The following is a 24,531-nucleotide window of genomic DNA, read 5'->3' on the forward strand; positions in this document are numbered from 1 at the left end:
TCGCAACGCAATAAAATAGGAATGTGTCGTAATAGGCATTGAACCCGGGCCCGGTGGATGTCAAACCCCTCGGGCCCGGACTTACCATACCGACTGGACGAACGATCGATGTCGACCGCATCCGCCCACAACAAATCCATGACGTCGCTGGCCCCGATCGTCGTCATGCTGTTTTTCGCCTGGGGCTTCGCCACGTCCATCGTGGACGCCGTGATTCCCAAGCTGAAGGAACAGTTCGCGCTGAACTACACCGAGGCGATGCTGGTGCAGTTCGCCTTCTTCCTGGCCTACTTCGTCGTGTCGGTTCCGGCGGGCGCCCTGCTGGCGCGCCTGGGCTATCTGCGCGGCATCGTGGCCGGCCTCAGCATCATGACCCTGGGTTGCCTGCTGTTCGTGCCGGCCTCCAGCATGGGCCTGTTCGCCGCCTTCCTGCTGGCGCTGTTCGTCATGGCGGGCGGCATCACCGTCCTCCAGGTGGCGGCCAACCCGCTGATGTCGCTGTTGGGCCGGCCGGAAACGGCGTCCAGCCGCCTGAACCTGGCCCAGGCCTTCAATTCCTTCGGCACGACCCTGGGCCCCATCCTGGGATCGGTCTTCATCCTGTCCAAGGCGGCGGATGGGGATGCCAGCGCGCGCGGCGTGCATGTGCCTTTCCTGATGATCGCGGGCCTGCTGATCGTTCTGGCCGTGCTGTTCTGGTTCCTGCGCGGGCGCGAGGGAACGGCCACCGACCAGCAGTCGGGCGGTAGCGGCCTCAGCCTGAAGGTGCTGCGCCACAGCCAGTTGGCCCTGGGCGTCGTCTCCATCTTCGTTTATGTCGGTGCCGAAGTGTCCATCGGCAGCGCCATGGTCAACTACCTGACCCTGGACCGCACGCGGGACGTGGCATCGGACTTCGGCACCTGGGTCGCCGGCCTGATTCACCTGCATGATGTGCTGAACACACCGGAATCCAAGGCCGCCGTGTTGGTCAGCCTCTATTGGTTCGGCGCCATGGTGGGCCGCTTCATCGGTTCCTTCGTTCTACGCTTCGCCCGTCCGGGCATCGTGCTCATGGCGTGCTCGCTGGCGGCCGCCCTGTTGGTCAGCCTGTCCATGGCCAGCAGCGGCACAATGGCGATGGCCACCATCCTGTCGGTGGGCCTGTGCAACTCCATCATGTTCCCCACCATCTTCACCATCGCCATCGATGGCCTGGAGGAGGAGACGCCGCAGGGTGCGGGCATGCTGTGCCTGGCCATCTTCGGCGGCGCCGTGGTGCCCATGATCACCGGCAAGGTCGCCGACATGACCAGCCTGGTCCTGGCCCTCATCGTGCCCGTGGCCTGCTACCTCATCATCGCCGGCTATGGCCTGTTGACTGGCCTGCATCTGCTGTCGGGCAAGCCCGCCGCCAAGGGCGGCGCGCCCCGCGCCGTGTCCATGCACTGAGGCACGACAGCATCGTTGAGAGAGGTCGGCGGCGCGGGGGTGACCTCGCGCCGCCGTTGTTTTTTCACCCGGTCGCCAGCGCCAGCACAATGGGCAGGGTCACGGCCGCCGCCAGGGTCTGCACGGTGATGATGCCAGCCATCAGCGGCGCGTCGCCGCCCATCTGGCGGGCCAGGACGTAGGCGCTGACGGAGGTGGGCAGCGCGTTGTACAGCACCACGGCGGTGAAGGCGTTGCCTTCCACGCCCAGGGCCCTGGCCAGCAGCGCCGTCACCAGGGGCAGTACCGCCAACCGGGCGGCGCTGCTGATCGCCACCGCCACCTTGGCGCCCCGGATGGCGGAAAAGCCCAGGCCGGCCCCCACCGCCAGCAGGCCCAGGGGCAGGCTGGCCTGGCCCAGCACGGCCATGACGGGCGACACCACCGGGATCTGGCGGATGCCCGCCAGGTTCAGGGCGGCGCCGGTGATGACGGAGCAGACCAGCGGGTTGCTGAGGATCTGCCACAGGGTACGCAAGGGGTGTCCTCGCATGCCGGCGGGCACGTCGCCGTGGCGCCGCATCACCAGGATGCTGAGCACGTTCGCCATCGGCATGCAGAACAGCACGCCGATGGCCATGAGCGCCGTGCCATGGGGGCCCAGCAGGGCGGCGCCCAGGGCCATGGCGACGTAGGTGTTGACCCGCACCGCGCCCTGGAAGACAGAGGTATAGGCCGGGTCACTACCGGACGGGCGCCGGCAGGTCAGCTGCAGCGCCAGGCTGACCAGCAGGATGCCCCCCACCATGGCGCCCCCCATGGCCCAGATATCCATGCCCGACAGGTCGGTCTTGGCCGTGCTGTCGATCAGCAGCGCCGGGAACAGCAGGTAATAGATCAGCCGTTCCGCCGCGCCCCAGAAGGCGGCGTCGATCAGCTTGAGCCGCCGTAGGGCGAAGCCGATCGCGATCAGCAGGAAGGTGGGCGCCAGCGCCGTCAGGACCTGCAGCATGTCTGGTCAGTCATTCCGCCCTGTGTCATCCCGGCCAGTATCGTTCCGGTCATCTTCCTGGCCGTCGCCGGCCTCATCCGCCGCCGCCAGGGCGGCGCGCGCGGCCTGGGCCGCCAGGTAGTCCAGCGCGCCTTGAAGGATGTAGGCCGCGGCCATGCGGTCGACCACCTCGTCCCGGCGTTTGCGGGTCATGTCCCAGTCGATCATCATGCGGCTGACGGCCGAGGTGGACAGCCGCTCGTCCCAAAAGGCGATGTCCGGCACCGTGCCGCCCAGCAGGTGGGGCTGCTCTATCAGGTTCTGGGCGAAGCTGCGGGCGGACTGGGCCGCCGGGCCGTCGCTGCCGTCCATGTTGCGGGGCAGGCCGATGATGAAACCGGCGACGTTGCGGCCGCGCAGCTCCTTGGCCAGGTCCTGCACGTCCGTCGTGAACTTGCGCCGCATGATGGTGCCCACGGGCGAGGCCACCGCCAGGCCGGGATCGGAGATCGCCATGCCGATGGTTTTCGAGCCCAAATCCAGGCCCATCAGCCGCCCGCCGGGGGGCAAGTGGGCCTTGAGTTCCCTGAGGTTGCGGATCGCCATACCGGGTGTTACCTTCCGCGCCGCCCGGGGGCCGGCGGCATACGACACGCCGCCTGCCATCGCCCCCGTGGCTCCTTATTTCGAAGGAGAGACTTAGCACCATGTCCCTCGACAAGGCCACCGTGGCGAAGATCGCGCATCTCGCCCGCATCAAGGTCCCGGACTCCGATCTGGAGCAACTGGCCGGCGAACTCAGCACCATCATGACGTGGGTGGAAATGCTGGGCGAGGTGGACACCCAAAACGTGGAACCGATGACCAGCGTGGTCGCGGCCAACCTGCGCCGCCGCCCCGACGCCGTGACCGACGGCGGTTATCCGGAAAAGGTGGTCGCCAACGCCACCGACGCCACCGAGAATTTCTTTTCCGTGCCCAAGGTTGTCGAGTGATGACGAAGCTGACCCACCTGACCATGGCCGACGCCTTGGCCGGCCTGGCCGCCAAGGAGTTCACCGCCGTCGAGCTGACCCAGGCGCACCTGGACGCCATGGCGGCGACCAAGGAACTGAACGCCTACATCATCGAGACGCCGGACGTGGCGCTGAAGCAGGCGGCCGCCGCCGACGCCCGCTATGCCAAGGGCGAACAGCGCGCCCTGGACGGCCTGCCCCTGGGCATCAAGGACCTGTTCTGCACCGAGGGGGTGCAGACCACGGCCGCCAGCCACATCCTGGACGGTTTCGTCCCGCCGTATGAGAGCACGGTGACCAGCCAGCTGTTCCGCGACGGCGCCGTCATGCTGGGCAAGCTGAACCTGGACGAGTTCGCCATGGGTTCGGCCAACATCACCAGCCACTACGGCCCGGTGATCAGCCCGTGGTCGCCCAAGGACGCGGCCGGCAATTTCACCCGCAAGCTGGTGCCCGGCGGCTCCTCGGGCGGTTCCGCCGCCGCCGTGGCCGCGCGCCTGGCGCTGGGCGCCACCGGCACCGATACCGGCGGTTCCATCCGCCAGCCCGCCAGCTTCGTCGGCATCGTCGGTATCAAGCCGACCTATGGCCGCTGCTCGCGCTGGGGCATCGTCGCCTTCGCCTCCTCCCTGGACCAGGCGGGCCCCATGACCCGCACGGTGAAGGACGCGGCGCTGATGCTGGGTTCCATGGCCGGCTACGACCCCAAGGACAGCACCTCCATCGACCTGCCGGTGCCGGACTATGCCGCCGCGCTGACCGGCGACATCCGCGGCCTGCGCGTGGGCATTCCCAAGGAATACCGCGTCGACGGCATGCCGGCGGAGATTGAGAAGCTGTGGCAGCAGGGCATCGAATGGCTGAAGGCCGCCGGCGCCACGCCGGTGGAGATCAGCCTGCCGCACACCAAGTACGCCCTGCCGGCCTACTACATCGTGGCCCCGGCCGAAGCCTCCTCCAACCTGGCCCGTTATGACGGCGTGCGCTTCGGCCTGCGCGTCGAGGGCAAGGACCTGAAGGAGATGTACGAGAACACCCGCGCCGAAGGCTTCGGCGCCGAGGTGAAGCGCCGCATCATGATCGGCACCTACGTGCTGTCGGCCGGCTACTACGACGCCTATTACCTGAAGGCGCAGAAGGTGCGGGCCCGCATCGCCGAGGACTTCACCAAGGCGTACGAGCAGTGCGACGTCATCCTGACGCCCACCGCCCCGTCGGCCGCCTTCGGCATCGGCGAGAAGATGGACGATCCCATCGCCATGTACCTGAACGACGTCTTCACCGTGCCCGCCAACCTGGCAGGCCTGCCCGGCCTGTCCGTGCCGGCGGGGCTGAGCGGCGAAGGCTTGCCCCTGGGCCTGCAGGTGCTGGGCCGTCCGTTCGATGAGGCCACCGTGCTGAAGGTCGGCCACGTCATCGAACAGGCCGCCGGCCCGCAGCCGCTGCCGCCTTTGGTGTCGTAAGGGCTGTTCCGGTCCCGGAATGATAAAAGGCGGCGTCCTCGCGGGCGCCGCCTTTTTCTATGGTGCGCCCAGCCGGGATCAATGACCGTTGGCGTTGACCGGCATGAGGGAGATCGTCGCCCGCTGATCGGCGGCGATGGCCAACAGGGCCTTGGCGGCGGACTTGCGCACGTCGCCGGTGCACAAGGCCTGGTCGACATGGGTGTCGAAGGTGCGGCGCACCGTCACCACCTGCCCCTTCTGCGACCACTGGCTGACATATTTCAGATGGTCGTCGGCGATGGTAGCGTCGCCGGGCAGTCTGGTCACCGTGTAGCCGGCGGGCAATTCCAGCGACCGCGTTTCCTCCATATGACCGGTGTAGCAGGGGGTTGGCTCGGTGTCCTTGATCCGGGGGATATTGAGGTCGCCCATCAGAAGGTCGCCGATCGGTCGGACGATCTCCAACCCGTTGGGTGGAGCGAAGCCCGCGCCCGTCAGCATTTCCGGCTTGGGGTCGGCGCTGTAGGTGCCGCCGATGCGGTAGCTGGCGGACAAATCCAGGGGAGATTGATTGACAGCGTACGTTCCGGTGCCAGCCCAGCCCCAGGCCTGGAGGTATTCCGCCGCCATACGATCCGGGCCTTGGGCCTGCGCATTCTGGGCGGTTTCTCGCAGGCCGATGCTGAAGGGGCCGTTCGCCTCCGAGTCCATTGTGCCTGTGATGGCGCCCGTTGCGTCCATTTTCGCGGTCGCAACGACCTTCAGCGATGAACCGGCCGGCAAGATCGGCACCTGACGCACCGCGCCGCCGGTTGAGACGACATGCAGGACGGGTTTGCCGTATTCGGAGAACGGCAGGACGCCGAAGGGGGCGACCATGGCGGTGGTGTCGACGTAGAGATGGAACTCTGGCAGCCAACTGATCACATGGTCGAATTGGGCGAAGGTGGGGGCTGTTGGCAAGCTGTAGCCATTGCCGCTGTTGATCAGGACCAATTCGCTGGCGATGCCCTTGGCCTTCAGCAGGGCGCCAAACAGGGCGGCGTGGTCCTTGCAGTCGCCATACCCGTTGGTCAGGATGGCTTCCGCCGCGTGCGGGATAATACCGTTTCTCCCAAATTCCAACCCCACATACCGGATGTGGGTGCTGACCCAGGCGTACAGCGTCTCGGCTTGCTGCCGCTTATCGGTAACGCCGGCGGTAATCTCGTCGGCCTTGGCCTGTATCTTCGGCGTGACGGTTTCGGTCGCTGCCGTTTCCGCCGCGTAAGCCTTGGCCAGGCTGTCATAGTCCTTGAACGTGGACACGAAGAAGCGTGTCCCCCGATCCTTCTGGGAGACAGCCGCCAGATCTTCCGTCAATGGATCGGGGTTGCTGTATTGCCAGCGATAGAGGATGCGATCACCCGCCGTCTCTTGGGTGATGGAGATGCCATGCGCGTCTATGGCCAGGGGCATGTCCCGGGGTAGGGAGATGGTGGCCCGCTCATCCCGCACCAGCCAGGTGGGCGGGAAGGTCACATTGTCCGTGAACTGGCCCTTGAAGAAGGGCACCTTGACATGGTGTCGTGCGGTATAGGCGACAGTATCCCCGGCGGCGACGTCGGGAAAGATGATGGTCTTCATCTTCAAGTCGCTGAAGAGCGGCACATTGGCGGCCCCCGGTGCCGCCTGCGTCAGGATGGCGCTCACGTCGACGGGCAGCTTACGGCCGTCGGCCTTCAGGGTGTAGGCGTCGACGATATCCAGATCTTCAAGATTCTCGCTGTAATATTCGCTCATTTGACCCATATTATGGGCGGCGGCGGTGGTCTTTGCCAACAGTTCCAGATGGCCGGTCTTTGTATAAGTTCCGTCGCGCTCCACAATTATTTCAGCGCTGGATTCTTTCCACTCGATGGGCTTTTCGGCCGCCTGTGCGGCCGTCAGCGGTGTCCCCATCGCCCCTGCCAGCAGCGCCCACATCACTTTTTTGGAGGTGCCCATGCCTGTTCTTTCTGGTTGGAAGTGTAAATGAGACATTAACAGACTATTATTTGCCCATTGGTGAAATTAAACATCTATCTTGAGAAATAAGAATGCAAATTGGTTTTATAAATTCAGGCGGCTGAAATGCCGCAGGGCAGCCCAAATGGGGCTGTGCGGTATCCTGTGGCGATGTTTCCGTGGAAGGAAGCGCTTTGAAGCGCGCGGCGCACGTCAAGGGCGCCGCCGCAATGCCCTGTAAAGGTCTATCGAAAAGAAAACCATGAAGTTCAGGACGGCATGCTGGATCATTTCCCGGCCGTCAACGCTCTTCAACTCATCGAAGAAAACGCTGATCGAACCAGTGGGCAATGAGGCCGTCTCCGCCAGGCTTGGCCGCCTTACTTGAACCCCGCCACCTTCAGCGCCTCATCCGGGTTGCCCTTGTCGCAGCGGCCGGCCTGGTCGGCAGGGCTTTCGGTCAAGTGGACGGCGTCCAGGGCGGTGGTGCCGTCGTCGGCCGCCTTGAGGGTGAAGGTGATCTGGGTCAGGAAGGCGGCCTTGCCCGTGCCCAGCACGGCGGACTGGCGCGCGGCCTCGCCGAAATCGGCGGCCAACGCGTCGCATAGGGCCTTGCGGGTGACGCTCTTACCGGTGGCGTTGGCCAGTAGCGTGCCGGCCTTGCTGTTGCCCAGCGTCTTCACCATCGCGCCGGCCTGGGCGTAGTACTGATCGGCGCTGAGGCCGCTGCAATAGCCGTGCTTCTGCCATTCATGCAGCGTCAGGCCGGAGGCGATGCCGGGCATGACCTCCGCCAAGGTGCTCTGCACCGCAGGTGACAGCGGGGGCAGCACACGGTCCTTCCACGTCGGGTCGTTGTCCTTGGCGGAGAGGGAGCATGCGCTGCTCCATTGAGGCCACAGGCCATGCAGGGTCAGGTGGGTGGCGCCGAAGCTGGTGGCGCGGTCGCCGGCCGCGCATTCCGGATGGCCGTCGCCATGCAGGTAGCAGAACTCCGGCTCCCAGCTCAGCACCAGCATGTAGGTGTGATGGCCGGGTGTCTGCTTGTCCGCCGGAATGGAGGGGGAGTCCCCCGCCAGGGCGGGGCCGCCACTCAGGAGGAAGGCCGCCAGGGCGGCCATGGCGGTTTGCTGAACACCCTTGCGCATCGCGTGTATCCCCCATCCGGTTCGCCCCTATGGAGTGTGGGACAAAGCCGCCGGCGTCAAGGGGGAAATGGTCCAAATGGGGAACACGGAAGCGATAGGAGGGGCCGCTACGTCCGTCGGAACAGGCTGGCCAGGAACTGCAGCAGGAACAAGAACACGCCGATGCCGACGATGATGCGCAACGCCTCGGCCAGGACCGGGGGCAGCAGGCTCATCGCCAGGTCCACCAGCATGATGATCAGCAGCAGGCTGAGAATGGCGTAGAGGATGGAACGAAGGGGGGCGTTCATGGCGCGATCTCTTTCGGCAGTGGGCCAGGACGGGATGAACCGGGACCGGTTTCGGTGCGGCCCTCTGTCGGGCTGGCGCGTCGGATCACGGCCGCGGCCGCTTGGCCGAGAAACGCGACGAAGACCAGGCCCGCCAGCAACGGCGGCAGGGCGCCGATCACCGGCGGTAGCACCTGCATCGCCAGGTCCGTCAGGGGAACCAGCAGCAACAGAACGACAGTGACCGACAGTAGATTATGCAGGGCGTTCAACACCGACGACCTCAGGCGTTCTGTGATGGACCGTGGCGGCCCACCCCGTGATCCGTTCGGACGGCTTCAAAATCCGTTCCCGGGTAACGAAATCGGGAAATAGCGGGGTCGGTTTCACCGTCAACCGGCAGGCCGGCCAAAGCGCTAGGGAGGGCGCCGGAATGCCTATCCGCGACGTCCGGTCCACCTCCGCCGGGTGAGGGGCGTATCAGCGTGGTGGATGACGAAAGAGGGGGCCCACGGTCGCGCGGGTGAACCTTCCGCCGTTGGTGATAGGACCCTGCGGCAAATGGCGCTGTCCGTGGCCCTTGGCCATTCGCGATCAGGCGCTGGTCCCTTATCGCAAGGGAAAATGGCCTCATTGCGGCGCGGAAGCCGTAACATTACAGTCAAATTTTCTTGGCAATGGTTGCCTTGCTGGGAAAATTCCCCAGCAAGGCAATAATTCGCCGCCCGCCTGCGCTGAAATAGCCCATTGCCACTTTCCGCCAAAGGTGCGATTTCGCGCTTCCTTGTTTTTGCGGTGCAATGCACGGGTGCGTCATCGCGCCACGGTTTCTTAACCTTGACCCGTGCGGCGCCAAACGGCGTGTGGAGTATCCAGGGTGCGTTTTCGCCGCTTTCTTTCCGGTTCGGGCCACGGGCTGCAGTGGTTGGGTGCCACCCTTCTGCTGGTCGCCGTGGTCGCCATGATCGTGATCCGCGAGAGTGACGTTGCGCCGGCCGTGGCGGCGACGGCGCCCCAGGCCGATCCCGCCCCGGGCACCTTCCAGGTGACACCGGGCCAGTGGGCGACGCTGGGGATGGAGGCCGTGACCCCGCACCCCTTCCAGACCCATATCGACACCGATGGCCGGGTGGCGGCCAATGATGAGGCGACCACCCCGGTCTATTCCCCAGTCACCGGCCAGGTGGGCACGGTGGTGGCCCGTGTGGGCGATCATGTGGCCAAGGACGCGGTCCTGATGACGGTGGAGGCCGCCGACATCGCCCAGGGCCGCAGCGACCTGGCCAGCGCCGCCTCGGCGGTCGCGGCGGCCGATGCCCAACTGCGCCAAGCCCGCGCCACGGAGCAGCGGCAGCACGACCTCTACCAGGCCGATGGTGGCGCGTTGAAGGACTGGCAGCAGTCCCAGGCCGATCTGGTGACGGCGGAAACGGCGGCGCGCACCGCGCATGCCGCCCTGGCCGCCGTGCGGGACCGCTTGCGCGTTTTGGGCCGCACGCCGCAAGAGATCGCCGCCTTGGCGAACGACGGTGCCGCCCTCGCGCCCACGCCGGTGCGCGCACCCATCGCCGGCACGGTGCTTCAGCGCCAGGTGGCCCCGGGCCAGTATGTCAATGGCGCCGCCAGCGGCGGCGCCGTCGCCTTCACCATCGCCGACCTGTCCTCGGTCTGGCTGCTGGCCAATGTGCGCGAGGCCGACGCCCCGGCCGTCGCGGTGAGGCAAGAGGTGGAGGCGCGGGTGCCCGCCTATCCCGCCCGGGTGTTCCGCGGCCATGTGACGGCGGTGGCGCCGGCCCTGGATCCCGCGACGCGGCGCCTGGCGGTGCGCGTCACCTTGGATAACGCCGATGGCGCCCTGAAGCCGGAGATGATGGCCACCGTGCGCCTGGTCTCCACCCCGGCCACGCCCGTCCTGGCCGTGCCCGAACGGGCGGTGATCCATGAGGGCGACGAAGCGCGCGTTTGGGTGGCCGATGCCAGCCATCACACCCTGGCCCTGCGCACCGTCACCCTGGGGCGGCAGCAGGACGGCCTGGTGGAGGTGCTGAACGGCCTGAAGGCGGGGGACAGCGTGGTGACCAAGGGCGCCCTGTTCATCGACCGCGCGGCGCAGGGCGACTGACATCATGAACAAGGTCGTCATTTTCGCGCTACGCCAGCGCGTCCTGATGCTGGCGGCGTTGGCCGCCCTGCTGGTGGTGGGTGTGGGTGCTTTCCTGCACCTGAACATCGAGGCGTATCCCGACCCGGTCCCCCCCATGGTGGAGATCGTGACCCAGAACAGCGGCCAGTCGGCCGAGGAGATCGAGCGCTACATCACCGTGCCCATCGAGGTGCAGATGGCCGGCATCCCCCATGTCACGGCCATCCGCTCCGTCTCCCTGTTCGGCCTGTCCGATATCAAGATCCAGTTCACCTACGACTTCACCTATGACGAGGCGGTGCAGCGGGTCACCAACCAGCTGTCGCAGCTGTCCAACCTGCCGTCGGGCGTGCAGCCGGCCATTTCGCCGGAAAGCCCCATCGGTGAAATCCTGCGCTATCAGGTGGTGGGCCCGCCGGGCTATTCCGTCACCGATCTCAAGACCCTGCAGGACTGGGTGCTGCAACGGCGGTTCAAGGCGGTGCCGGGCGTCATCGACGTTTCGGGCTGGGGCGGCAAGACCAAGGCCTATGAGGTGACGGTGGACCAGCGCAAGCTGACCGCCTATGGCCTGACCATCCCGGGCGTGCTGCAGGCCCTGAACAACGCCAACATCAATGTCGGCGGCCAGACGGTGAACATCGGCGACCAGGCCATGGTGGTGCGGGGCGTCGGCCTGATTCATTCCGCAGATGATATCCGCGGCACCATGTTGGCCGCCAACGGCGGCTCGCCGGTGCTGGTGGGCGACGTCGCCACCGTCACCGTGGGTAACCAGCCGCGCCTGGGCATCGCCGGCCGTGACGACCAGGACGACATCGTCCAGGGCATCGTGCTGATGCGGCGGGGGGCGGAGAGCAAGCCGACCATCCTGGCCGCCAAGGCGGAGATGGAGAAGATCAACAATTCCGGCATCCTGCCGCCGGGCGTGTACCTCAAGACCATTTACGACCGGTCGGACCTGATCGACCTGACCACCCATACCGTGATGCACAACATGGTCATGGGCATCGTCCTGATCTTCTTCGTGCAGTGGCTGTTCCTGGGCGATTTGCGCAGCGCCGTCATCGTGGCGGCCACGGTGCCCTTCGCCTTGTTCTTCGCCATCCTGATCATGACCCTGCGGGGGGAGTCCGCCAACCTGCTGTCGGTGGGCGCCATCGACTTCGGCCTGATCGTGGATGCCACCGTCATCATGGTGGAGAACATCTTCCGTCACCTGGCGCAGCCGCCCAAGGATCGGTTCGCCAAGGCGTCCATCCTGCACAGCGTGCGGCAGGACGTGATCCTGAAGGGCCGCTTCGGCGTCATCGCCAACTCGGCCGTCGAGGTCAACCGGGCGATCTTCTTCTCCGCCGCCATCATCATCGCCGGTTTCGTGCCGCTGTTCACCCTGTCGGGGGTGGAGGGCCACATCTTCGGGCCCATGGCCAAGACCTACGCCTACGCCATCGCCGGCGGCCTGATCGCCACCTTCACCATTTCCCCCGCCTTGAGCGCCATCCTGCTGCCTGAACAGGTGCGGGAGCACGACACTGTGGTGGTGCGGGTGCTGCACCGCTTCTATCCCCCCCTGTTGCGGATGGCGCTGGCCAACCGGCGTCTGGTGCTGGCCGTGGCCAGCGTGCTGATGCTGCTGGCCATCGCCTGCACCCGCTTCATGGGCATGGAGTTCCTGCCGCACCTGGAAGAAGGCAACCTGTGGATCCGCGCCAACCTGCCCCTGTCCATCTCGCTGGAGGCGGGGACGGAGGCGGTGGACGGCATCCGCCGGGTCATCAAGTCCTACCCCGAGGTGGAGACCGTCATTTCCCAGCACGGGCGCCCCGATGACGGCACCGACGCCACCGGCTTTTTCAACGCGGAATTCTTCGTGCCGCTGAAGCCCTTCGACAACTGGCCCAAGGGCTGGGACAAGGAGCGCCTGACCCGCGATATCGAGGCCAAGCTGAGCGACCGCTTCCCCGGCATCGAGTTCAACTTCTCCCAGTACATCGAGGACAATGTGGAGGAGGCGGCCAGCGGCGTTAAGGGCGAGAACTCGGTCAAGCTGTTCGGCAACGACCTGGAGACGCTGGAAAAGACCGCTAACCATATCAAGCAGGTGATGTCCACCGTCCCGGGCGTGACCGACCTGGGCGTGTTCAAGTCGCTGGGCCAGCCCACGATCAAGATCACGGTGGACCGGGCCAAGGCCGCCCGCTACGGCCTGGCGACGGGTGACGTCAACGCCGTCGTCCAGGCCGCCATCGGCGGGCAGGCGGCCGGCAACCTGTATGAGGATGGCAGCGACCGCAATTTCCCCATCGTGGTGCGGTTGTCGCCCGAGGATCGTGGCAGCCTGGACGCCATCCGCCACATCACCGTCGGGACGACCGCGCTGGGCACGGGCACCGCGCCCATTCCCCTGGCCGACGTGGCCGATATCAGCATGGTGTCCGGCGCGTCCTTCATCTACCGCGAAGGGCAGGGGCGCTACATTCCCATCAAGTTCAGCGTGCGCGGACGCGACCTGGGCGGCGCCGTGCTGGAGGCGCAGCAGAAGGTGGCGGACCAGGTGCAACTGCCCGGCGGCTACCGCCTGGAATGGGTGGGCGAGTTCGGCAACCTGCAGGACGCGGTGCGCCGCTTGGCGGTGGCCGTGCCGGTCAGCCTGGTGCTGATCTGCGTGCTGCTCTACCTCAACTTCTCCTCCATGACCGACACGCTGCTGGCGGCCAGTGTCATGCCCATGGCGCTGATCGGCGGCATCTTCATCCTGGCCGTCACGGGCACGCCCTTCTCCATCTCCGCCGCCATCGGCTTCATCGGCCTGTTCGGCATCTCGGTGATGGAGGGGATCATCGTCATCTCCTACTTCAACCAGTTGGTCCATGCCGGCATCGAACGGTCGGCGGCCCTGGTGAAGGCGGCGGAGACGCGCCTGCGCCCCGTGATGATGACATGCATCGCCGCCTGCGTCGGCCTGTTGCCGGCGGCCCTGTCGCACGGCATCGGGTCGCAGGTGCAGCGCCCGCTGGCCATGGTGGTGGTCGGCGGCATCCTTCTGGCCCCCGTCCTCATCCTGGTGGTCCTGCCCGTGCTGATCAGCCTGTTCTCCAGCCGCACCGCGCTGCCGAGCCCAGCGGTGGAGGCTGAATGATGCGCCGCGCCCTTACCCTCATCCCCGCCCTGTGCCTGGCCGCCTGCGCTGTCGGGCCCGACTACCAGACGCCCGCCGCCCCGCCGCCGCAGGCGCTGGCCGCCCCGCCCCAGGTGGCCGGGCAGGCCCTGCTGGCCGGCCGGGACATCCCGGCCGACTGGTGGGCGCTGTACAAGTCGCCGGCGCTGGACGGCCTGGTGCGCGAGGCCATGGCCCACAACCCGGACGTGGCCGCCGCCCAGGCGGCGCTGCGGGTGGCGCGGGAAAACGCGCTGGCCAACGTCGGTTCTTTCTTCCCGTCCGTCACCGGCAGCTTCCAGGCGACACGGCAGAAAGACCCCACCGGCACCGTCGCGCCCACGGCCGCCAACAACGCGCCGCAACTGAACCTGTTCACGCCGCAGCTCTCCATCTCCTACAGCCCCGACCTTTGGGGCGGCACCCGGCGGGCGCAGGAGGCGTTGGACGCGACGACGGAGGGCCAGCGCTTCCAGACGGAGGCGACCTACCTGACGCTGACCGCCAACGTGGTGGTGGCGGCGGTGACGGAGGCCAGCCTGCGTGGACAGGTGGCCGCCACGCAATCCATCATCGCCGACGCGGACAAGGCGCTGACCATCCTGCGCCACCAGCGGGAACTGGGCCAAGTTTCGGCGGCCGACGTCGCGGCCGGCGAAACCGCCCTGGCGCAAGCCCAGCAAGGGCTTCCGGCCCTGGAAAAGCAGTTGGAACAGCAGCGGCACCAGTTGAACGCCCTGCTGGGCCGCATGCCGGCCGACCCGACGCCGGAGACGTTCCAACTGTCGGACCTGACCTTGCCGGCGGAACTGCCCTACAGCCTGCCGGCACGGCTGGTGGAGCAGCGGCCGGACATCCGCCTGGCGGCGGCCAACCTGCATGCCGCCAGCGCCAATGTCGGCGTGGCCATCGCCGATCGCCTGCCCAACCTGACGCTCAGCGGGGCGACAGGTTCCAGCGCCTCGGCCATCAACAGCCTGTTTTCCCCTGGCAACGGCTTCTGGAATTTCGGCGCCACCCTGACGCAGCCGATCTTCGACGGCTTCAGCCTGATGCATAAGGAACGGGCGGCGCGGGCGGCCCTGGACCAGGCGGCGGCGCAGTATCGCTCCACCGTCGTTCTCGCCTTCCAGAACGTGGCCGACACCCTGTCGGCGCTGAAAAGCGATGGCGACGCCCTGGCCGCCGCCCAGCGGGCCGACGCGGCGGCGGCCCACAGCCTGGCCCTGGCCCGGCGCCAGCTGGAACTGGGCGCGGTCGCGCCCTCGGTCGTGCTGGCGGCCCAGCAGGCGGCGGCGCAGGCGCGCATGGCCCTGGTGCAGGCGGAGGCGGCGCGCCTGATGGACACGGCCGCCCTGTTCCAGGCCCTGGGCGGCGGTTGGTGGAACGTGCCGCCGGCGGAAGCCGGGGGAGAGGGGGGCCATGCCGCCACTCCAGGCGGAACCTAACCTTTCGTTGATTATCTTGTGTTGGAACTATTAACGAACGGGAAACCTATTTCCGGCACCGTCTTGTCGCAGTGACGATTTGTCACGGACGACAGGACGGGGCTGGCTGTGCGCACTTCTACCCAGACGATCGGGCCCCTGCTGATGGTGGCCGTGCTTGGCGTGTCCGCTGGCGCGCCTGCCCGCGCCGGGGAGGGCGGGCCGCGTGAAATGACGGCCGATCGGCCGGACAAGACCGAGGTCCCCTACACCATCGATCCCGGCTATATCCAGATCGAGGCGGACATCGCCAGCCACAACCGCGATTTCTATAACGACGACGGCACGCGGCGGCGCGAAACCGTCTACATGGCGCCCAACATCCGCATCGGGGTCTGGGACGATACCGAACTCAGCATCATCGCACCGGCCTACACCGTCATGGCGCTGTCGGAACGGGATGGCGGCCATACCCGGATCCATGGCTGGTCGGACATGACCGTCCGCGCCAAGGTCAATCTCTGGGGTAACGATGGCGAGGGCGCCACCGCCCTGGGCCTCATTCCCTTCATCAAGCTGCCCGTCGCCGCCCAGGCCCTCGGCAACGGTGCGGTGGAGGGGGGCGTCGGCCTGCCCTTTTCCCTGAAGCTGGCGGGGGAATGGGAGTTGGGGGCGCAGGCCACGCTGTCCTTGAATCGCAACGCCATCGGCAACGGCTATGATCCGGACTTGGCCTTGTCCGCCGTTCTCAGCCATCCCCTGGGGGCGGCTCTGGACGGCTATGTCGAATTGTTCGGCGAACGGCAGACGGGCCCCGATGCCGCCACGGTCGCCACGCTGGACTTGGGCCTCACCTACCAGGTGACAGCGACCTTCTCCCTGGATTGCGGCGTGAATATCGGCCTCACCAAGGCGGCGGATGATCTGAACCCCTTCGTCGGCTTCACGATCCGCTTCTGACGCGTCCCCCTTTTCGACCTCGACACCCCGTGCAAACCGGCGGAGGCCCATCCCATGAAACTCGCGCACAAACTGATCCTGGCGTCCGCCTTGAGCGTGCTGTTGATCCTGGTGATCGCGGCTGTCTTCACGCTGACGCTGGGCCGGCTGGCCGAGAGCAAGGCGACGCTGACCGGCACCGCCGCCGTGGCCGCCAAGTCGGTGCGTGCCGTCTCGGCCGGCAATGACCTCTATGCCATCGTCGCGGATGCGGAGATCAACCACAACCTGGATGAAACCCGTGTGGATTGGGCGGCCAGGAAGCAGAGCATCCTCGAAATGTTCAAGGAGCTGCGTGTCGAAGCCGACCTGCCGGAAGAGAAGACCGCGTTGGATGGCGCCGAAGCGGGACTGCGGGAGTACATCACCATCTTTGAACAGGAGATGTTGCCGGCGCTGGAGAAAAGCGACGTGCTGACGACGGCCATGCGGGAACTGGACGGGAAGGTGGACGCCGCGCGGGACCAGATGACCCAGAACCTGGAGAAGATGGCGGCCCTGAACCTCAAGCAGTCGGAGGAGGCGGAAATGGCGTTCGACGCCGCCTCCGCCCAGGGCCATGCCACCGGCCTGACGTTCGCCGGTATCGCCACGGTGCTGACCTTGGTCCTGTCCTGGGTCATGGGCCGGTCCATCACCCGCCCCGTGGACCTGCTGCGCGGGGTGATGGAAAGCATGGCCGGCGGGGCGCGGCGGCTGGAGGTGCCGGGCACGGCCCGGGGCGATGAGATCGGCGCCATGGCCCGCGCGGTCGAGGTGTTCAAGGAAAGCCTGATCCAGGGCGATGCCCTGGTGGCCGAGCAGGAGACGCTGAAGGCGCAGGCGGAGGCCCACCGCAAGGCGGCCATGGCCAACGCCGCCGACACCTTCGAGGCCACGGTGCGGGGCGTGGTGGACAAGGTGGCCGTCGCCGCCGGCGGCATTCAGGTGACAGCGCGTGAGCTGGGTGTGGCGGCCAAGGAAAGCCTGCGCCAGACCACCACCGTGTCGGCCGCCGCCAGCCAGTCCGCCGGCAATGTGCGCAGCGTGGCGACGGCCAGCGAGGAACTGTCCTCCTCCATCGGCGAGATCAGCCGTCAGGTGGAGAATTCCGCCATCATCGCGCGTGAGGCCGTGGTCCAGGTGGACGCCACCCGGGGCACGGTCGACGGCCTGTCGGAGGTGGCCAAGCGTATTGGCGCCGTCGTGCAGTTGATCAGCGATATCGCCGGCCAGACCAACCTGTTGGCGTTGAACGCCACCATCGAGGCGGCCCGGGCGGGGGAGGCCGGCAAGGGCTTCGCCGTCGTGGCGTCGGAGGTGAAGGCCTTGGCCAGCCAGACATCCAAGGCCACGGAAGAGATCGCGGCCCATGTCGCCGCCATCCAGGGGGCCAGCGGCGAGGCCGTGGCCGCCATCGGCGACATCGGCGGCACCATCCGCCGCATTGACGAGATCGCCTCCATCATCGCCGCCGCCGTGCAAGAGCAAGGGGCGGCCACCCAAGCCATCGTCACCAATGTGGGCGAGACGGCGCGGGCCACGGAGGAGATCACCGAGAACATCTTCGGTGTCAACGAACGGGCGCAGACGACCGCCAACGCGTCGGCGCAGGTGGAAGAGTCCTCGGCCGAGCTGTCCGCCGAGGCCGAGGTGCTGCGCGCCCAGGTGGACGCCTTTTTGGCCCAGTTGCGGGCGGCATAAAGGGGACCTCGGCCGGAAAGGGCGACCCTGTCCTTCCCCTAAAGGGTCATGGGACCGTTAACATCCGGCAAGACCCGCCTTGCTTGCCGAGCCTGGATGATAGCGTTATCATCACACCAATTCGCAGCCCGGATAATTCACCGACAGGACGGGGAAGGGGCGGCGGATTTCCTGTCCGGCTTTAGGGAGGCCCGGGTGGGATGGTGCCGCGTCCAAGAAGACCTATGATAAGAACAAGGGACTCCATGAAGCATCGTCAGGCCCTTCTGGCGTCCGTGGCGCCGGTGCTCCTTTTTGCGGCCTTGGCTCCGATATCCGCGTCCGCGCGGCAGGCCGCCCCCCACAGACGTCCCCGCAAGAGGCATCCTCCACCGTGACAGACAGCGCCCGCGGCGTCGCCCACCCCGAGCTGTGGCCGGCCGCCAAGAGCAAGGGGCTGGTGGACGCCAAGACCGAAGCCTTCGTGACCGCCCTGATGGCCAGGATGAGCCTGGAGGACAAGGTCGGCCAGATGATCCAGGCCGACATCTCCACCGTTACGCCGGCGGACCTGAAGGATTATCCCCTGGGCTCCATCCTCGCGGGGGGCGACAGCGCGCCCGCCGGTGGCGACGACCGTGCGGGTCCGGAACGCTGGGTGGAGACGGCGCGCGCCTTCCGCGCGGCGTCGCTGGCCGAGCGGCCGGGACATGTGGCCATCCCCATCCTGTTCGGGATCGACGCCGTCCACGGCAACAACAACGTGGTCGGCGCCACGCTGTTCCCTCACAATTCCGGTCTGGGCGCCGCCCATGAACCCGCCCTGATGCGACGCATCGGCGTCGCCACGGCGCAGGAGACGGCTGCCGCGGGCATCGACTGGGCCTTCGGTCCCACCCTGGCCGTGCCGCAGGACCACCGCTGGGGCCGCACCTACGAAGGCTATTCCGAGGACCCGGAGATCGTGCGCCAGTACGCGGGCGAGGTGGTCCTGGGCCTGCAAGGGCAGGCGGGGGCCGGCCAGGCGCTGCAGCATGGCCATGTCGCCGCCTCGGCCAAGCATTTCCTGGGCGATGGCGGCACCACCGACGGCATCGACCAGGGGGATACGGACGTCAGTGAGGCTGACCTGATCCGCATCCACGCGGCAGGTTATCCGGTGGCGATCAATGCCGGGGTCATGACGGTGATGGCCAGCTTCTCCAGCTGGCAGGGGGTCAAGGCGCATGGCAACAAATCACTGCTGACCGATGTGCTGAAGGGGCGCATGGGCTTTGACGGCTTCGTCGTCAGCGACTGGAACGGCCATGGCCAGGTGCCGGGCTGCACGGCGGAGTCCTGTCCCGCGGCCATCCAGGCCGGCATCGACATGATCATGGCCCCGAACGATTGGAAGGCCCTGTTCACCAACACCGTGGCCCAGGTGAAGGCGGGCGCCATCCCCATGGCGCGCATCGATGATGCCGTGCGCCGCATCCTGCGGGTGAAGGCCAAGCTGGGCCTGTTCGAGGCCGCGCGGCCGTTCGAGCTGAAGGACGGCGTCATCGGCAATGCGGAGCACCGCGCCCTGGCGCGGGAGGCGGTGCGCAAATCCCTGGTGCTGCTGAAGAACAACGGCAAGGTGTTGCCGCTCAAGGCGAAATCCCGTGTGCTGGTGGTGGGGGACGCCGCCAACGATATCGGCCGCCAGGCTGGGGGCTGGACCCTGTCCTGGCAGGGGACCGGCAACAAGAACAGCGACTTCCCTGGGGCCGCCTCGATCTATGAGGGCATCCGGCAGGCGGTGACGGCCGGCGGCGGAACGGTGGACCTCAGCGCCGACGGTAGTTTCACTACCAGGCCGGACGTGGCCGTGGTGGTGTTCGGCGAACTGCCCTATGCGGAGTTCCAGGGCGACATTCCCAGCCTGGAGTTCCAGCCGGGCGACAAGCAGGATTTGGCCCTGCTGAAAAAGCTGAAGGCCGAAGGCATCCCTGTCGTCGCCGTCTTCCTGTCCGGCCGGCCGCTGTGGGTGAACCCGGAGATCAACGCGTCGGACGCCTTCGTCGCCGCCTGGTTCCCGGGGTCGGAGGGCGGCGGCGTGGCCGACGTCCTGGTGGGTGATGCCCAGGGCCGGCCGCGGTACGACTTCACGGGCAAGCTCTCCTATTCCTGGCCCAAGACGGCGGCCCAGGCGACGCTCAACCATCTGCGCCAGCCCTACGACCCATTGTTCCCCTTCGGCTACGGCTTGCGCTACGCCGATGCCAAGGCCACCACCGTGCCGTTGTTGCCGGAGGTGTCCGGGGTGGACGCGGCCGCGGCCAACGTCGACACCTATTTCGTGAAGGGCCGCAACCCCGCGCCCTGGGGCTTCGTGTTGCGCCAGGGGGCTTCCACGGTGCCCGTGCTGGGCGACGGCACGGCGACGGAGGTCGCGGGGTCCCTGGCGGTGAAGCCGATTGACGCGGGCGGCATCCAGGGCGCCGGGCGGCAGTTGAGCTGGACCGGCAAGGGTGAGGCCGCCATCGCCGTGACCGGCAGCACGCTGGACCTGACGCGCCAGGCCAACGGCGCCCTGTCGCTGCAGGTGGATTACCGCGTCGATGAGGCGCCGGCCGGCACCGTGTGGCTGGCCTCCGGCACGGGTCCGGGCAACCCGGGGGCCCTGGACCTGACATCGGTCCTGAAGTCGGCGCCGGTGGGGCAGTGGCAGACCCTCAAGGTCAAGCTGTCCTGCTTCAAGCTGGCGGGCGCCGACCTGTCCAAGGTCACCACGCCTTTCGCGCTCAGCACCAGCGGCACCTTGCGCCTGTCGCTGGCCACCGTGCGGCTGTCGGCCGACCCGGCGGGGGCCATCTGCCCCGGGCATTGATTCTCGAATAAATTAAGATGATTTATGAAATAGAACCCGGCCTTCGGGTTCATGTGGGAGGACCCTTGCAATGAAGAAACTGACCGTCGCCGCCGCCCTGATGCTGACGGGCTTGGCCGCCGCCCTTCCGGCCGTGGCCGAGGATAACAAGCCGCCCAGCGCGGAGCAGGTGGCCAAGTGGCACCAGGAGGAAGAGGACAGGCTGCACACCGACTTCGGCTACCTGAACCGCTATGCCGCCGATGATGAGAAACTGAAGGCCACGCCGGGTTCCGTGCGCGTGGTGTTCATGGGGGACAGCATCACCCAGGTCTGGATCGACAAGATGCCGGACTTCTTCACCAACGGTTACATCGACCGGGGCATCAGCGGCCAGACCACGGCGCAGATGCTGCTGCGCTTCCGCCAGGACGTCATCGACCTGAAGCCGAAGGTCGTCCACATCATGGCCGGCACCAATGACCTGGCCCAGAACTGGGGCCCGGTGTCGCCGCAGCAGCTCAAGAACAACATCATGAGCATGGTGGAACTGGCGCAGAAGCACGGCATCCAAGTGGTGCTGGCCGGCATCCCGCCGGCGCTGGATTTCCCCTGGCGGAAGGGGCTGGACCCGGCGCCCAAGGTCGCCGCGCATAACGCCTGGCTGAAGGACTACGCCGCCAAGGTCGGTGCCCTGTACGTCGATTACAAGGACGTGGTGGGCGACGGCAAGGGCGGCTTCAAGGACGGATATGCGCTGGATGGCATCCATCCCACCCTGACCGGCTACCAGGCCATGGCGCCCCTGGCCGACAAGACGGTGAAGGAAGCGCTGGTCAAGGCCAAGTAAGCGCCGCCGCTGGACGATGGTGGAAAAACGCCTGAAGTCAGGTTGCTTCGGGCGTTTTTCTTTTACGCCGCATCCGCCAGCGCCGCCTTCGGGGTGTGGCGCAGGGGCAGGGACAGGGTGCGGAAGGTGGCGGCGCGCCAGACCCACTCCAGGGGGCCGTAGCGGTAGTGACGCAGCCACCAGTGGGCGACGGCGCACTGCAGGATGACGAAGGCGATGCCGCTGGCCACGCTGTAGAACGGGCCCATGACGCGGTAGAGCCCCAGTCCGTAGCCGTAGAACAGCGGCACGAAGACCAGGGCCTGGGTCACATAGCAGGTTAGGCTCATGCGCCCGAAGGAGGCGAGCGCCCGCACCGGCGCCAGCGCCTGGATGCGGGGATACAGCAGGACGAAGCCGCTGGCCCAAATGGCCATCTGCGCCAGCCCGCAATAGGCGCTGGCCAGGTTCGTCACCTCATAGGCCGTCATGGTCGGCAGGCCGGCCCCCTCGGCCAGGCGCTTCAGGGGATAGAGCACGGCGAAGGCGAGGGCGCCGCTGGCCAGGATGCCTTGCAGCAGGCGGCGGTGCTGGGCGGCCCGCTCCAGGATGTGGTTGCGCCCCACGACCAGGCCCACCAGGAACAGGCCCATCATCTGCAGGTAACGGCCGGTCTCGAGGGTCCAGAAGGTGCGGGCCAGCACGCCCTGCCACAGGTTGGCCTTAACCACGTCCCAGAAGCCGCCGTTGGCATAAATGGGCATCAGCCCCTCATACACCGTCCAGTGGAAGGGGACGGGCGGGGTGGGGGCGGTGCCGCCCAGCAGGCCCGCCACCTGCCACAGGGTGGGCGGCTGGATCAGCAGCACGGCCGCCAAGGCCAGCAGGGCCCGGTCGCCCAGGCGGTGCAGCAGCACCAGCGGCGCACCCATGACCGCCAGGATGGTCAGGATGTCGCCGCAGTAGATCAGGCCGTGCAGATAGCCGATGGCGAACAGCACGGCCAGCCGCCACAGGAAGCGCGCGGACGCGCTGCCCTCCCGCCGTGACCAGCTGCCCAGGATCAGGGAGAAACTGATGCCGAACATCAGAGCGAAGATGCCATAGGCCTTGCCGGCGAACAGGAAAAAGGCCGCGTCGTGCGCCGCCGTGTCAAACGGCTTCAGCCAAGGCGGGGGACGGCCGCGTCGCTCAGGAAGTCGAAATGCTCGATGGTGTGCAGCAGGAACAGACCCACCAGGGCCGTTCCCCGCAAGGCGTCGATGACGGTGATGCGGTTGTTCGACCCGGTTGCGGCCGATCCCGGTGCGCTCCCCGATGCACTCATATCAGGCCATCCTGTTGTTATTTTATCCCCTGGCCGGCCACCTCCCGGGAAATGCCAGCGTTGTCATGCTGCCACCGGCCGGTCGGCGCGGCAATGCCGCTTGATGAGATCGCGGTGGGTGGGCAGGGCGTCGGCCATGCGCCGGATGGCCTCGCGGATGCGGACCAGGCGCGCCGTCAGCGTGAAAGGCCGGCCATGCCAGCCGACAGGCCTGACGGACCGGCTTGTGCGGTGCCGAAAGATGGCCGCGGCCGCAGCCCATGCCGGTAAATCTGCTGGATCAGGTCGCGGTGGCGGGGCAGGGCGGCCAAGGCCTGCGTCGTCCCCGCGCGGATGGCCGCGAAATGCCGGCGCGCCTCGTCCTTGTGGCGGAAGGCGCCGGCCTGGGCGGTGAGGTCGGTGCCATACTCCATGCCATACAGGACGAAGCGCCAACTGGCCTCGCTGAAGGTGTCGAGGTTGAGGTCGAAGTCCAGCCCTTCCGGCGGGCGATGGCGCCAGCGGTCCAGCAAGTCACGCAGCGTGTCGGGCAGCGTGGCGGCGTCGGCGTTGTCGCGCCAGAAGGCGGTGTCGGTGCGCCGGGTCAGGCAATAGTGCAGCTTCAGGAAGTCCGCGGCCCGTTCATAGCGCTGCCGCATGACGCGGTTGAACTGCCGCGCCGCCGTGGCCATGTCGCCCGCCCAAGGGAACAGGCTGGTCAGCAGCACGGCCGCCACCTCGATCATGACGATGCCGGTTGACTCCAGCGGTTCGAAGAAGCCCCCAGATAGGCCGATGGCCACGCAGTTGCCCACCCAGGGCTTTGGGCGGAAGCCCGCCTCGAAACGGAAGGTGCGGGCCGTCTTGCCGTTTGCGGCCGGCCCGATGTAATCGCGCAGCACCTGTTCGGCCCGCGTGTCGTCGGTATGGTCGGAGGAATAGACATGGCCGGTGCCACGCCGGCTTTCCAGCCCAATGTCCCAGGTCCAGCCGGCCTCCTGCGCCGTGGAGAGGGTGTAGCTGGGGATGGGCGCGTCCGGACGGTCGTAGGGGACCTGCAAGGCGACGGCGCGATCGCAGAACAGCCACTGTCGGCAGGATTGATAGGGGGATTTCAGCGCCTGGCCGATCAGTTGGGCGGTGAACCCGGTGCAGTCGATGTAAAGGTCGGCTGTGAGGGGGCCGTGCTGGTGCGTGAGGACGCCGGCGACGGTGCCATCCTCCGCCAGGGGAACGGCGTCCACAGTATCGACGACATGGCGCACGCCCAGGTCGATGGCCACGGTGCGCAACAGCCGCGCGAACTTCACGGCGTCGAAATGATAGGCGTAGTTCAGGGCCCCGGCGTAGTCCGCCTCGCCCGGTCGTTTGGGGGCCAGGCTGGCATCAGCCACGCCCTTCTGCACCGTCACCGCCGCGTCGATGCCGATGTCATCACCGGCATGGCCCAGAAGCCAGTACGGCAGCAGGTCCATGCCCTCAGGGGTGATGGCGGATTCGAAGGGGTGGAAATAATGGCTGCGGCCGGGCGTGTTGGGCGGGCGAACCCAATGGTCGAAGCGGATGCCCTGCTTGAAGGTCGCCTCGCTCTCGCGCATGAACACCGACTCATCGATGCCGATGCGGCGCAGTGTCCGCTGGATGCTGGGAAAGGTGCCTTCGCCCACGCCCAGGATGCCGATATCAGGGGATTCCACCAGGCTGATGCGGGCGCCGCCCGGCTGGGAAATGGCCAGCGTACGGGCGAGGTAGGCGGCTGTCAGCCAGCCCGCGGTGCCGCCGCCGACGATCAGCACGTCGCGCACGGGTGGTGACCCGGTGTCCCTCGATCCCATGCTCTGCGTCATCCTTCCGCCCTCCCCTTGATGGCAGAAACCCCCGGCCCATGACAGGCCGGGGGTTCGGTT

General features: G+C 67.1%; 19 protein-coding genes. 10 read left to right on the forward strand and 9 right to left on the reverse strand.

Annotation, left to right across the window (positions count from 1 at the left end):
* Positions 1–108 precede the first annotated feature (108 nt).
* Complete coding sequence (locus ULB03_RS14505; RefSeq protein WP_322483857.1) at positions 109–1,431, forward strand: sugar MFS transporter; 1,323 nt, start codon at positions 109–111, stop codon at positions 1,429–1,431.
* 64 nt (positions 1,432–1,495) lie between these two features.
* On the opposite strand, the gene ULB03_RS14510 is transcribed toward ULB03_RS14505, so the two are convergent.
* Positions 1,496–2,422 (reverse strand): AEC family transporter, encoded by a 927-nt coding sequence (locus ULB03_RS14510; protein ID WP_322483858.1) that lies wholly within the window; start codon positions 2,420–2,422, stop codon positions 1,496–1,498.
* Positions 2,423–2,428: 6 nt separating this feature from the next.
* Positions 2,429–3,007 (reverse strand): Holliday junction resolvase RuvX, encoded by a 579-nt coding sequence (ruvX, locus tag ULB03_RS14515; RefSeq protein ID WP_322483859.1) that lies wholly within the window; start codon positions 3,005–3,007, stop codon positions 2,429–2,431.
* Between the two features lie 101 nt (positions 3,008–3,108).
* Between ruvX and gatC the strand changes: the two genes are divergently transcribed.
* Positions 3,109–3,396 (forward strand): Asp-tRNA(Asn)/Glu-tRNA(Gln) amidotransferase subunit GatC, encoded by a 288-nt coding sequence (gatC, locus tag ULB03_RS14520; protein ID WP_322483860.1) that lies wholly within the window; start codon positions 3,109–3,111, stop codon positions 3,394–3,396.
* A complete protein-coding gene (gene gatA, locus ULB03_RS14525) occupies positions 3,396–4,880 on the forward strand; it encodes an Asp-tRNA(Asn)/Glu-tRNA(Gln) amidotransferase subunit GatA (RefSeq protein ID WP_322483861.1) in 1,485 nt (494 codons plus the stop codon). Before gatC ends, gatA begins: the two co-directional genes overlap by 1 nt.
* A gap of 78 nt (positions 4,881–4,958) precedes the next feature.
* Here gatA and ULB03_RS14530 read toward each other — a convergent pair whose 3' ends face one another.
* From ULB03_RS14530 to ULB03_RS14545, 4 genes are all read right to left on the reverse strand, one after another.
* Complete coding sequence (locus ULB03_RS14530; protein WP_322483862.1) at positions 4,959–6,848, reverse strand: DUF3857 domain-containing transglutaminase family protein; 1,890 nt, start codon at positions 6,846–6,848, stop codon at positions 4,959–4,961.
* Between the two features lie 380 nt (positions 6,849–7,228).
* A complete protein-coding gene (locus tag ULB03_RS14535) occupies positions 7,229–7,996 on the reverse strand; it encodes a ribonuclease T2 family protein (RefSeq protein WP_322483863.1) in 768 nt (255 codons plus the stop codon).
* 107 nt (positions 7,997–8,103) lie between these two features.
* Positions 8,104–8,286 carry a hypothetical protein gene (locus ULB03_RS14540; RefSeq protein ID WP_322483864.1) on the reverse strand — a complete coding sequence of 61 codons (183 nt, stop codon included), beginning with the start codon at positions 8,284–8,286 and terminating at the stop codon, positions 8,104–8,106.
* Positions 8,283–8,537: a hypothetical protein gene (locus ULB03_RS14545; protein WP_322483865.1), complete on the reverse strand. Its 255-nt coding sequence runs from the start codon at positions 8,535–8,537 to the stop codon at positions 8,283–8,285. The genes ULB03_RS14540 and ULB03_RS14545 overlap by 4 nt, the downstream gene beginning before the upstream one ends.
* 653 nt (positions 8,538–9,190) lie before the next feature.
* On the opposite strand from ULB03_RS14545, the gene ULB03_RS14550 reads away from it, so the two are divergent.
* The 7 genes from ULB03_RS14550 to ULB03_RS14580 all read left to right on the forward strand — a co-directional run bounded on the left by ULB03_RS14550 (position 9,191) and on the right by ULB03_RS14580 (position 21,339).
* The gene (locus ULB03_RS14550; protein ID WP_322483866.1) at positions 9,191–10,387 is read left to right on the forward strand and encodes an efflux RND transporter periplasmic adaptor subunit; all 1,197 of its coding nucleotides are present in this window, start codon (positions 9,191–9,193) and stop codon (positions 10,385–10,387) included.
* A 4-nt stretch (positions 10,388–10,391) separates the two neighbouring features.
* On the forward strand, positions 10,392–13,550 hold the full coding sequence (locus tag ULB03_RS14555; protein ID WP_322483867.1) for an efflux RND transporter permease subunit: 3,159 nt from the start codon (positions 10,392–10,394) through the stop codon (positions 13,548–13,550).
* The gene (locus ULB03_RS14560) at positions 13,547–15,016 is read left to right on the forward strand and encodes an efflux transporter outer membrane subunit (RefSeq protein WP_322483868.1); all 1,470 of its coding nucleotides are present in this window, start codon (positions 13,547–13,549) and stop codon (positions 15,014–15,016) included. Before ULB03_RS14555 ends, ULB03_RS14560 begins: the two co-directional genes overlap by 4 nt.
* Positions 15,017–15,124: 108 nt before the next feature.
* Positions 15,125–15,955: a transporter gene (locus ULB03_RS14565; RefSeq protein WP_322483869.1), complete on the forward strand. Its 831-nt coding sequence runs from the start codon at positions 15,125–15,127 to the stop codon at positions 15,953–15,955.
* A 54-nt stretch (positions 15,956–16,009) separates the two neighbouring features.
* Complete coding sequence (locus ULB03_RS14570; protein ID WP_322483870.1) at positions 16,010–17,677, forward strand: methyl-accepting chemotaxis protein; 1,668 nt, start codon at positions 16,010–16,012, stop codon at positions 17,675–17,677.
* A gap of 373 nt (positions 17,678–18,050) precedes the next feature.
* Positions 18,051–20,510 (forward strand): glycoside hydrolase family 3 protein, encoded by a 2,460-nt coding sequence (locus ULB03_RS14575; protein WP_322483871.1) that lies wholly within the window; start codon positions 18,051–18,053, stop codon positions 20,508–20,510.
* 70 nt (positions 20,511–20,580) lie between these two features.
* Complete coding sequence (locus tag ULB03_RS14580) at positions 20,581–21,339, forward strand: SGNH/GDSL hydrolase family protein (RefSeq protein ID WP_322483872.1); 759 nt, start codon at positions 20,581–20,583, stop codon at positions 21,337–21,339.
* 62 nt (positions 21,340–21,401) lie between these two features.
* On the opposite strand, the gene ULB03_RS14585 is transcribed toward ULB03_RS14580, so the two are convergent.
* The 3 genes from ULB03_RS14585 to ULB03_RS14595 all read right to left on the reverse strand — a co-directional run bounded on the left by ULB03_RS14585 (position 21,402) and on the right by ULB03_RS14595 (position 24,471).
* A complete protein-coding gene (locus ULB03_RS14585; protein WP_322483873.1) occupies positions 21,402–22,406 on the reverse strand; it encodes a DUF418 domain-containing protein in 1,005 nt (334 codons plus the stop codon).
* Positions 22,407–22,480: 74 nt separating this feature from the next.
* Positions 22,481–22,645, reverse strand: a complete 165-nt coding sequence (locus ULB03_RS14590; RefSeq protein WP_322483874.1) for a hypothetical protein — start codon at positions 22,643–22,645, stop codon at positions 22,481–22,483.
* Between the two features lie 176 nt (positions 22,646–22,821).
* Positions 22,822–24,471 (reverse strand): tryptophan halogenase family protein, encoded by a 1,650-nt coding sequence (locus ULB03_RS14595; RefSeq protein WP_322483875.1) that lies wholly within the window; start codon positions 24,469–24,471, stop codon positions 22,822–22,824.
* Positions 24,472–24,531: the final 60 nt, after the last annotated feature.

This window comes from Nitrospirillum goiasense, from assembly GCF_034427435.1.
In the GTDB taxonomy this organism is placed as follows: domain Bacteria; phylum Pseudomonadota; class Alphaproteobacteria; order Azospirillales; family Azospirillaceae; genus Nitrospirillum.